Source organism: Bradyrhizobium sp. UFLA01-814 (assembly GCF_046718885.1).
GTDB classification, from domain to species: domain Bacteria; phylum Pseudomonadota; class Alphaproteobacteria; order Rhizobiales; family Xanthobacteraceae; genus Bradyrhizobium; species Bradyrhizobium elkanii.
The window spans coordinates 1-10,447 of record NZ_JAQOSR010000234.1; the positions used below are offsets into that span (position 1 = coordinate 1).

Sequence of the window (10,447 nt, forward strand, 5' to 3'; positions counted from 1 at the left end):
ATCCTAAGTCTCGTGGGCTCGGAGATGTGTATAAGAGACAGGACCAAGCGTCTCCGATCAGAAGGGGCGCGGTCCAGCCGACGGTGCGCGGGACCAGCAATCCCTGACATTGGAGGAGGACCGAGGTGGGCGTCATCATGATCAAATGCCCGCGGACGGGACGTGCGATCAATACCGGCATGAAATCCGACCGCGAGACGTTCCGGCGCAGCACCGTGTTCTTTTCGCGCAGCTATTGCACGAGCTGTCGGACCAATCACGAATGGTTCGCCAGGGACGCGTGGGTCCACGAACCCGAGCAGGAATTGCGCAAGGCGTCCTGACACCTGCGTCTGCGTTGCAACCGCATTCAATGGCTTCGTGATCGCTCAGCACCGGCGCCGCGCGCATGAACCTTGTCGCCATTGGTCCACGGCCGGGCGTGCGAACGCGGGGGTCCATGTGGCGGCGCGCCGCGACCGGACGACTTGATCCCCTCCGCGGATACGATGCGGTCGATCCTGCCGCGCATGATCTCGTAGCACTCGCAGGCCGCAGTTTCGAGCAGCGGCCTGTCGACCTCGATCGAGCTCCGCCGGTTGGAGCGGATTGCGCCCGAGGCGCGAAGCTTGTGCACGACGTGGGTCACGGTCGTTCGTCGCACACCCAGCAATTCCGACAGCGTCTCCTGCGTCAACGGCAGCGTGTCGTCGCCGATCTGATCGTGAACCTGCAACAGCCACCGGGCCAGGCGGGCCTCGACGGAATGGAGCGCATTGCACGCCGCGATATGCTGGAACTGGACCAGCAACGACCGCATATGGAGCTGCACCGCACCGGCAAGCGCGTGACTGTGCGCGAGTGCGGCGTGAAATCGTGCCGGCGAAATCTGCCACGTCGTGCCCGCGACGCGAACCACCGCGGTCATCGGCGAGCGTATCGACCTGAGTGTCGACAGGATGCCGACGGCGCCCTCGTTGCCGATCATAGTCGTCGCGACGGCCTGTCCGTTCGGCATGTCCATGACGAACGCGATCAATGCCGTGCAGGGGAAATAGATCTGTTCGACGAGGTCGCCCGACCGCACCAGCACGGCGTCGCGTTCGAGCGACACCTTGCGGAGATGAGGCGCAAGCAAATCAAGGTCGGCGGGCGGCAAGGCCGCCAGAAGGCGATTACCTATGCTCGACCTGCGTTCCATCACGGAACAGCTCCGCAAGACGGAGGCGCGGCTCGCTGCACAAACCTGCCGTGGCGCCAGGCCGAAATACGCAACGAACTGACCGCGCCGGAAAGGTAGAATACGCCGTAACGGGAAGAGTTCCAATGGATTCAGGTCAGCCCCCGACCGCGCTCGCGTAACGGGACGGCGCTCCAGCCGGGCTCGACGAGGGATCATGGCTTGCCTTCGCGGAGGCTTCGGCGAACGCGTCGTTGCTACTCCCCGCGTGATGACGGCTGTTGCTGTCCGCGGAATCCCGTCGCCAGCACGTAGCGCTCCGACGAATCCTGCCGGCTGGCGGCCGGCTTGACGTGGCGGACGGTGGCGAAATCGCGCTTCAGCTGCGCCACCAGCTCGGCGTCGGCGCCGCTCTGGAACACTTTTGCCAGGAACGTGCCGCCGGGATTGAGCACCTCGCCGGCGAAATGCGCGGCGGTCTCGACCAGGCCGATGATGCGGAGCTGATCGGTCTTGCGATGGCCGGTGGTGTTGGCGGCCATGTCGGACATCACGATGTCGGCGCGGCCGCCCATCATCGCGATCAGTTTTTCCGGCGCGTCATGATCGAGGAAGTCGAGCTGCGCGAAGGTGACGCCGGGGATCTCGCCCATTTCCAGCAGATCGATTGCGACCACCTTGCCCTTGCCGTCGGCGGCACCGGTGCGCTTCGCCGCGATCTGGCTCCAGCCGCCGGGCGCCGCGCCAAGGTCGACCACCGTCATGCCCGGCTTGAGCAGACGATATTTGTCGTCGATCTCGGTGAGCTTGAATGCCGCGCGCGAGCGGTAGCCCATCGCCTTGGCCTTGGCGACATAGGGATCGTTAAGCTGGCGCTCGAGCCAGAGCTTTGACGACAGCTTGCGCTTGCCGCCGCTCTTGACCGTGACGTGCAGCCGCCCGGTGGTGTCTTTCGCCATACTGCTTCTCTACTCCCTCGCCCCGCTCTTGCGGGGAGAGGGTTGGGGTAAGGGGCTGGTTCCGCAATGAAGGTGAGAGATGCGCTCGTGGAGAGTCCCTCACCCGGATTGCATTGACATGCAATCCGGCCTCTCCCCGCAAGCGGGGCGAGGCAAGAGAAGCTCTAGCACGCCCGCAGCGCGCCGTCCTCGCGCATCATCTCGACCAGCATGCCCTCGCGCAGGCCGCGATCGGCGACGCGGAGCCGCGGCATCGGGAACGCATTGCGGATCGCATCGAGGATCGCGCAGCCGGCGAGCACCAGATCGGCGCGCTCGACGCTGATGCAGTTGTTGTTGACGCGCGCCTCATAGCTCATGCCGAGCAGCCTCTGGATCGTCGCGGTGACGTCGCAATCGTTCATCCAGATGCCGTCGATGCGGCGGCGGTCATAGCGCGACAGATTGAGGAACACGCCGGCGAGCGTCGTCACGGTGCCCGAGGTGCCGAGCATGTGCATGTCGCGCAAATCCTTGCCGTGCCCGGCCGCGAACGGCGCGACGTGCCGCGCGACCTCGTCGATCATCTGCGCATACAGATCCCTGGTGACGTTCTTGCCGCCGAAATGTTCGGCCAGCGTGACGACGCCGAGCGGGATCGACATCCACGCCTTGATGCGTGGCGGCGCGTCGGGTGCGTTGGGGTCGCGCTCGATCCGCACCAGCTCGGTCGAGCCGCCGCCGATATCGAACAGGATGGCGCCCCGCCCCTTCGGATCGAGCAGCGGCGAGCAGCCGATCACGGCGAGCGTCGCCTCGGTCTCACGATCGATCACCTCGAGCTTGATGCCGGTCTCGGCCGCCACCCGCGCGCGGAAGCTCTCGGCATTGCCGGCGGCGCGGCAGGCCTCGGTGGCGATCAAGCGGAGCCGGCGCGCCTTGCGATAGCGGATCTTGTCGCTGCAGATGGCCAGTGCGGCAATCGCCCGCTCGATCGCGGCCTCGCTGATCGAGCCGGTGGCGGCGATACCCTCGCCGAGTCTGATGATCCGCGAGAAGGAATCGACCACGCGGAACCCGTCGCCGGTGGGACAGGCGATCAACAGCCGGCAATTGTTGGTGCCAAGGTCCAGCGCGGCGTAGACGCCACTTTCCGCCGCTGCCGCAACCAACCCTGGCGGGGCTTCGCTGGCCGGGGGGCCATCGCAAAGCCGCACATGGTCGTTCATCAAAACTGTCTTTCCGCGGGACCAAAAGGCCCGCCGAATAATTGTCGTTCACGGAAACTTTAGCAGCGTCAAAGCCCTACGCAACTCCGTTCACATTGGGTCCATGCCCAATCGGGCGTTGTCGTTAAGGGGGGCGTGCGTTATCTCCTCAACGCCCCCAAACTCCAGCAAATCCGGGCATTTCAGGTCATTTTCGATGCAAGATCACACGCCGCCTGCCTCTCTCGAAAACGCTATCGCACTGCAAAAATACGGTGTCGGACAGCCTGTTCGACGAAAGGAGGACGACACCCTGGTGCGCGGCAAGGGCAAATACACCGACGATTTCTCCCTGCCGGGCCAGGCGTATTGCTGGATGGTTCGCTCCTCCCATGCCCATGGAATCATCAAGGGCATCGATACGGCGGCCGCCAAGGCGATGCCGGGCGTGCTCGGGGTTTGGACCGGCGCCGACCTTGCGGCCGCCGGCTACAACCCCTTCACCTGCGGCCTGCCGCTGAAGAACCGCGACGGCTCGCCGCTCAAGCAGACCAACCGCCCCGCGCTCGTGACCGACAAGGTGCGCTTCGTCGGCGATCCCGTCGCCTTCGTGGTCGCGGAGACCGCGCCGCAGGCTCGCGACGCGGCCGAGGCCGTCGAGGTCGATATCGAACCGCTGCCGGCGGTGACCGACGCGGCCGAAGCCGCCAAGCCGGGCGCGCCGCAGCTCTATGACGACATCCCTGATAACGTCGCGCTCGACTATCACTATGGCGACACCGCCAAGATCGAGGCGGCGTTCGCCGGCGCGGCGCACGTCACCAAGCTCGACATCGTCAACACCCGCGTCGCCGTGGTCTCGATGGAGCCGCGCGTCGCCCTCGCCCACTACGACAAGAAAACCGAACGCTTCACGCTGCAGGTGCCGACCCAGGGCGTCTCCGGGAACAAGGCGATCCTGGCGCGCCTGCTCAACGTGCCCGCCGACAAGGTCCGCATCCTCACCGGCAATGTCGGCGGCTCGTTCGGGATGAAGAACCTCAACTATCCCGAATACACCTGCATCGCGCATGCGGCGCGCGAGCTCGGCCGCCCGGTGAAGTGGCTGGACGAGCGCTCGACCAGCTTCCTCTCCGACAGCCAGGGCCGCGCGCAGCTGATCCACGCCGAGCTCGCGCTCGATGCCGACGGCAAGTTCCTCGCGGTGCGGCTGTCCGGCTACGGCAATCTCGGCGCCTATATCACCGGCGTCGCGCCGGGCCCGCTGTCGCTCAACACCGGCAAGAACCTCGCCAGCGTCTATCGCACGCCGCTGCTCGGCGTCGACATCAAGACGGTCCTGACCAATAGCACGCTGATGGGCGCCTATCGCGGCGCCGGCCGGCCCGAGGCCAACTACTACATGGAGCGGCTGATCGATGCCGCCGCCGACGAGATGGGCATCAACCGCTTCACGCTGCGCAAGCGCAACTTCATCAAGCCGTCGCAGCTGCCCTTCCCGGCGGCCTCCGGCGTCACCTATGACAGCGGCGATTTCGCCGGCGTGTTCCAGAAGGCGCTGGAGATCTCCGATTACGAGAACTTCGCCAAGCGCAAGAAGGAGAGCAAGAAGAGCGGTAAGCTGCGCGGCATCGCCGTCGGCTCCTATCTCGAGGTCACCGCGCCGCCGAGCGGCGAGCTCGGCAAGATCAGCTTCGAGCCCGACGGCTCGGTGAAGCTCACCACCGGCACGCTGGATTACGGCCAGGGCCACGCCACCCCGTTCGCGCAGGTGCTGTCCGACCAGCTCGGCGTGCCCTTCGAGAAGATCACGCTCGAACAGGGCGACAGCGATCTGGTGCGGTTCGGCAACGGCACCGGCGGCTCGCGCTCGATCACCGCAACCGGCCAAGCGATCGTCGAGGCTTCCGCGCTCGTGGTCGAGAAGGGCAAGAAGGCCGCCGCGCATATGCTGGAGGCCTCCGAGGCCGACATCGAATTCGGCGCCGGCCGCTTCACCATCGCCGGCACCGACCGCTCGATCGGCATCATGGAGCTCGCCGAGCGGATGCGCGCCGGCAAGATGCCCGAGGGCACGCCGGAGACGCTCGACGTCGATCACGCCACCAAGGAGACGGCGTCGACCTTCCCGAACGGCTGCCACGTCGCCGAGGTCGAAATCGATCCCGACACCGGCGTGACGCGGATCGTGCGCTACTCGGCGGTCAACGATTTCGGCGTCGTGGTCAATCCGATGATCGTCGCCGGCCAGCTGCACGGCGGCGTCGCGCAGGGCATCGGCCAGGCGCTGATGGAGGAAGTCAGCTACGACGCCTCAGGCCAGCCGATCACCGGCTCGTTCATGGACTACGCGCTGCCGCGTGCCGGCGACGTGCCGTCGATGCTGGTCGGCGATCATCCCTCGCCGGCGAAATCCAACCCGCTCGGCACCAAGGGCTGCGGCGAAGCCGGCTGCGCCGGCAGCCTCGTCTGCATCGTCAACGCCGTAGTCGACGCGCTGTCGGAGTACGGCATCAAGCACATCAACATGCCGCTGACGCCGGAACGCGTCTGGCGCGCGATCCAGGACGCCAAGGCGAAGGCGGCATAAGGTCTCTCCTGCTCCCTCGCCCCGCTCTTGCGGGGAGAGGGTTGAGGTGAGGGGCTCCATCCGGCGAGCACTGAAATTGTGCCTCGCCCCTCACCCGGGTCGCATCTGCGATGCGATCCGACCTCTCCCCATGAAGAACGGGGAGAGGTGGAAAGTTACGCCGCGGCCTGCTCGCGCGGCTGGGTGATCGCGATGTGCCAGCAATGCGCGAGCGGCACACCGTTGCCGAGCACCAGCGCGTCGAGCTCGACGAAGCGGTGGCCCTTCTTGTCGTAATTGCCGGTCACCTTGGCGCGCGCGGTCAGCTCGTCGCCGATCTTGCCGGCCGACAGCAGCTGCATGCGGGTGCCGACATGGATCCAGGGCCCGAGGATCGCATTGTCGACCAGGGCCTTGTTCATCACCCGCGGCAGCAGGCCGGGATGGCCGAGACCTTCGCGTAAGTAGATCGGGTCGGTCTCCCTGATATCGGCGAGATAGTCCTTCGCGGCATCGCCCGACCAGTCGCGCGGGACGGTGCCGAGCCACTTGCCCTCCTCATAGGACGACGCACTGACCGGCTTGCGCTCGGCGACCGCGGCAACCTGCTTGTAGTCGTCGAGCACGAATTTCGGCGCAGATGCCGGCAGCGAGGCGGTGCCGGTGGCGCAGATCTCGCCGCGGCTGTGGAGCTCGATCATGAGCCCATTGCCGGTCTCCTGGCCCGTCAATTCCGCGACCTCGCCGTCATAGACCGGCTTCACGAAGCGCGCCTCGATCAGGCCGCGCGCGAGGAAATCGCGGCCCCATTTCTCGACCGGCAGGTGCATCATGTAGGCCATCACGTCGACGCCGGGCACCAGTCCGCCGGAAAAGCCGAACTTCCGCGCCACCGTGTCGTCGTGGATCTTGTTTTCCGAGAGCTTTGAAGTGTTGTAGGCCGAGACGCGGTAGGTCAGCGAAGCCGTCTTCGAATCCATGGGGTTTCCCCTTATTTCCGTTGTTTTTCTCAGGCAATCGTAGTCGAACCGGGCAGCGTGACAAGCCTCTCGTTTTGCTCGCAATTTTCCGCCCGATGGAGTACACGCAGGCCGCGTCTGCCAACCCTGGAATCGATGACTGAAACCCCTGCTCCCACCCGCATCTATGTCGACGCCGACGCCTGCCCGGTGAAGGACGAGATCTATCGCGTCGCGATCCGGCACGGCGTGCCCGTGAGCGTGGTCGCGGGCAATTTCATCCGCGTGCCGCAGGATCCGCTGATCGAGCGCATCGCCGCAGGTTCCGGCATGGATGCGGCCGACGACTGGATCGCGGAACGCGCGCATGAGGGTGACGTCGTGATCACTGCGGACATTCCGCTCGCAAGCCGCTGCGTCAAGGCCGGCGCCGATGTGATCGCGCCGAACGGCAAGCCGTTCACCGAACAGTCGATCGGCATGACGCTCGCGGTGCGCAATCTGATGACCGATCTGCGCTCGTCGGGCGAGATCACCGGCGGGCCGAAATCATACTCGCCGCGCGACCGCTCGACCTTCCTGTCGACGCTCGACCAGACCATCCGCCGCATCCAGCGCCGCCGCGCCGAGCAGGCGCAGGCGAGCCAGCAGGGTTAGCGCGATGGCTCCGCCTCCTCTCATCCAGCTCAAGGACATCAGCCTGACCTTCGGCGGCACGCCTCTGTTGACGGGCGTCGAGCTGTCGGTCTCCGCGGGCGAGCGCGTCTGCCTGATCGGCCGCAACGGCTCCGGCAAGTCGACCCTGCTACGCATCGCGGCCGGCTTGGTCGAGCCAGATGCCGGCAGCCGTTTCGTGCAGCCCGGCGCCACCATCCGCTATCTGCCGCAAGAGCCGGACTTCGGCGACCACAAGACGACGCTCGCCTATGTCGAGGCCGGCCTCGGCCCCGGCGACGACCACTACCAGGCGCGCTATCTGCTCGAACAGCTCGGCCTCAGCGGCGAGGAAGATCCGGCGCATGTCTCCGGCGGTGAAGCGCGCCGTGCGGCGCTGGCCCGGGTGCTGGCGCCCTCGCCCGATATCCTGCTGCTGGACGAGCCGACCAACCATCTCGACCTGCCGACCATCGAATGGCTCGAGGGCGAACTGGAAAGCCGGCGCTGCGCGCTGGTGCTGATCAGCCATGACCGCCGCTTCCTCACCAATTTGTCGCGCACCACGGCCTGGCTCGACCGCGGCCAGATCCGGCAGATCGAGCGCGGCTTCGGCGCCTTCGAGGCGTGGCGCGACGAGGTGCTGGCGGAGGAAGAGCGCGAGCAGCACAAGCTCGACCGCAAGATCGTCAACGAGGAGCACTGGCTGCGCTACGGCGTCTCCGGTCGCCGCAAGCGCAACGTCAAGCGGCTCGGCAATCTCTTCGCGCTGCGCGATCAGCGCCGCAACTATCGCGGCGCCACCGGCAATGCCACGCTCGCCGCCGCCGAGGCTGAGAAGTCCGGCCGCCTGGTGATCGAGGCCAAGAACATCGCGAAGGCGTTCGGCGAGCGGAGGATCGTCGACGGCTTCTCGACCCGGATCCAGCGCGGCGACCGGCTTGGTATCGTAGGTCCCAACGGCGCCGGCAAGACCACGCTGGTGCATCTTCTGATCGGCAACGATCCGCCCGACTCCGGTTCGGTGCGGCTCGGGGCCAATATCGAAATGGCGACGCTCGACCAGCATCGCGAAAGCCTCGACCCGAAGCTGACGCTGGCCGAGGCCCTGACCGGCGGCCGCGGCGATCACGTCATGGTCGGCGACAAGTCGAAGCACGTGATCGGCTACATGAAGGACTTCCTGTTCGCGCAGGAGCAGCGCGGCACGCCGCTGGAGGCGCTCTCCGGCGGCGAGCGCGGCCGCCTGATGCTGGCGCGCGCGCTGGCCAAGCCGTCCAACCTCTTGATCCTGGACGAGCCGACCAACGACCTCGATCTCGAAACCCTCGACGTGCTCGAGGACATGCTCGGCGATTACGAGGGCACGGTGATCCTGATCAGCCACGACCGTGATTTCCTCGACCGCGTCGTGACGTCGGTGATCGTGCCCGAAGGCCAGGGACGCTGGATCGAATATGCCGGCGGCTACTCCGACATGCTGGCGCAGCGCGGCGCCGACGTGAAGCGCGAGACGGTGAAGGCGGAAGCCTCGACCGAAGAGAAGAAGGAAGCCAGGGCCGCGGCGCCCGAAGCAGCACCGAGGCGCCGGCTGAGCTTCAACGAGAAGCACGCGCTGGAAACGTTGCCGAAGACCATCGACAAGCTGCACACCGAGATCGCCGAGCAGCAGAAGCTGCTCGACGATCCCGATCTCTATACAAGGGATCGCAAGACATTCGACGCCGCCTCGGCCGCGATCGCAAAGGCGCAGGGCGAGCTCGCCGCTGCCGAGGACCGCTGGCTCGAACTCGAGGTGCTGCGCGAAGAGATCGAACAGGCATGAACACAATGATTCTTGCCGTCATTGCGAGGAGCGGAGCGACGAAGCAATCCATGCATCTGCAAACGCGGGCAGATGGATTGCTTCGCTCCGCTCGCAATGACAGAAATTCTGCAATGGAGCCGCCCCGATGACCACGCCCCTCGCCGCCAAGATCGCCAAGGAATACGGCACGCCCTGCGCCGTGATCGACATGGACCGGGTCGAGCGCAACATCGCGCGCATCCAGAAGGCCTGCGACGAGGCCGGCGTCGCCAACCGTCCGCACATCAAGACGCACAAGAACCCGATGCTGGCGCAGCTGCAGATCAAGGCCGGCGCCAAAGGCATCACCTGCCAGAAGCTCGGCGAGGCCGAGATCATGGCGGACGCTGGCATCGACAACATCCTGATCAGCTACAATCTGCTCGGTGACGAGAAGATGGCACGGCTCGGCGCGCTGCAAGGCAAGGCCAACGTCACCGTCGCCGCCGACAATTCCGTCGTCGTCGGCGATCTGCCGAAGGCCGCAGCCGCCTCCGGCCGCCCGCTCTCGGTCGTGGTCGAATGCGACACCGGCCGCAAGCGCGCCGGTGTCGAGACCCCGGCCGAGGCGATCGCGCTGGCGCGCGAGATCGCAGCCTCCAAGGGCCTCACGTTCGCGGGCTTCATGCTGTACCCGACCGAGACCGGCTGGGCCGACGCGCAGAAATTCTACGACGAGGCGCTGGCCGGCGTTCGCGCCCACGGCCTCGATGCGACAATCGTCTCCACCGGCGGCACGCCGAACCTGAAGAATCTCGGCAAGCTGAAGGGCGGCACCGAGCATCGCTTCGGCACCTACATCTACAACGACCGCATGCAGGTCGCGGCCGGCGTCGCCACCTGGGACGATTGCGCGCTGCACATCTATTCCACCGTCGTCAGCCGCGCCGGCCCCGAGCGCGGCATTCTCGATGCCGGCTCCAAGACACTGACCTCCGATACCGGCGGCCTCGAAGGCCACGGCCTGATCCTCGAACATCCCGAGGCCAGGATCGCGCGCTTCGCCGAGGAGCACGGCTTCCTCGACCTGTCCCGCAGCAACACGCGGCCCAATGTCGGCGACGTGGTGCGGATCGTGCCCAATCATGTCTGCGTCGTCGTCAACATGATGGAC

The 10,447-nt window shown here is 66.2% G+C and carries 9 protein-coding genes; 5 read left to right on the forward strand and 4 right to left on the reverse strand.

All coding sequences use genetic code 11. The annotated features are described in order from the left end of the window. Positions 1–125 precede the first annotated feature (125 nt). Positions 126–323: a hypothetical protein gene (locus PMN64_RS39345; protein ID WP_411784646.1), complete on the forward strand. Its 198-nt coding sequence runs from the start codon at positions 126–128 to the stop codon at positions 321–323. Positions 324–349: 26 nt separating this feature from the next. Here the strand turns inward: PMN64_RS39345 and PMN64_RS39350 are convergent, their stop codons facing one another. The 3 genes from PMN64_RS39350 to PMN64_RS39360 form a co-directional block, all read right to left on the reverse strand. Continuing rightward, on the reverse strand, positions 350–1,180 hold the full coding sequence (locus PMN64_RS39350; protein WP_411784653.1) for a Crp/Fnr family transcriptional regulator: 831 nt from the start codon (positions 1,178–1,180) through the stop codon (positions 350–352). 236 nt (positions 1,181–1,416) lie between these two features. Then, positions 1,417–2,118, reverse strand: a complete 702-nt coding sequence (locus PMN64_RS39355) for an RlmE family RNA methyltransferase (RefSeq protein ID WP_016840279.1) — start codon at positions 2,116–2,118, stop codon at positions 1,417–1,419. 164 nt (positions 2,119–2,282) lie between these two features. Then, positions 2,283–3,326, reverse strand: coding sequence for a Ppx/GppA phosphatase family protein (locus PMN64_RS39360; RefSeq protein WP_411784647.1), 1,044 nt, complete (start codon positions 3,324–3,326; stop codon positions 2,283–2,285). A gap of 196 nt (positions 3,327–3,522) precedes the next feature. Between PMN64_RS39360 and PMN64_RS39365 the strand changes: the two genes are divergently transcribed. Then, positions 3,523–5,895 carry a xanthine dehydrogenase family protein molybdopterin-binding subunit gene (locus PMN64_RS39365; protein ID WP_411784648.1) on the forward strand — a complete coding sequence of 791 codons (2,373 nt, stop codon included), beginning with the start codon at positions 3,523–3,525 and terminating at the stop codon, positions 5,893–5,895. A 155-nt stretch (positions 5,896–6,050) separates the two neighbouring features. Here the strand turns inward: PMN64_RS39365 and PMN64_RS39370 are convergent, their stop codons facing one another. Continuing rightward, positions 6,051–6,854: a hypothetical protein gene (locus tag PMN64_RS39370; RefSeq protein WP_411784649.1), complete on the reverse strand. Its 804-nt coding sequence runs from the start codon at positions 6,852–6,854 to the stop codon at positions 6,051–6,053. A gap of 135 nt (positions 6,855–6,989) precedes the next feature. Between PMN64_RS39370 and PMN64_RS39375 the strand changes: the two genes are divergently transcribed. The 3 genes from PMN64_RS39375 to PMN64_RS39385 form a co-directional block, all read left to right on the forward strand. Further along, complete coding sequence (locus PMN64_RS39375; RefSeq protein WP_411784650.1) at positions 6,990–7,490, forward strand: YaiI/YqxD family protein; 501 nt, start codon at positions 6,990–6,992, stop codon at positions 7,488–7,490. 4 nt (positions 7,491–7,494) lie between these two features. Then, positions 7,495–9,312 carry an ABC-F family ATP-binding cassette domain-containing protein gene (locus tag PMN64_RS39380; RefSeq protein WP_411784651.1) on the forward strand — a complete coding sequence of 606 codons (1,818 nt, stop codon included), beginning with the start codon at positions 7,495–7,497 and terminating at the stop codon, positions 9,310–9,312. A 127-nt stretch (positions 9,313–9,439) separates the two neighbouring features. Then, the coding region (locus PMN64_RS39385) for an alanine racemase (RefSeq protein WP_411784652.1) at positions 9,440–10,447 on the forward strand (1,008 nt) is incomplete at its 3' end.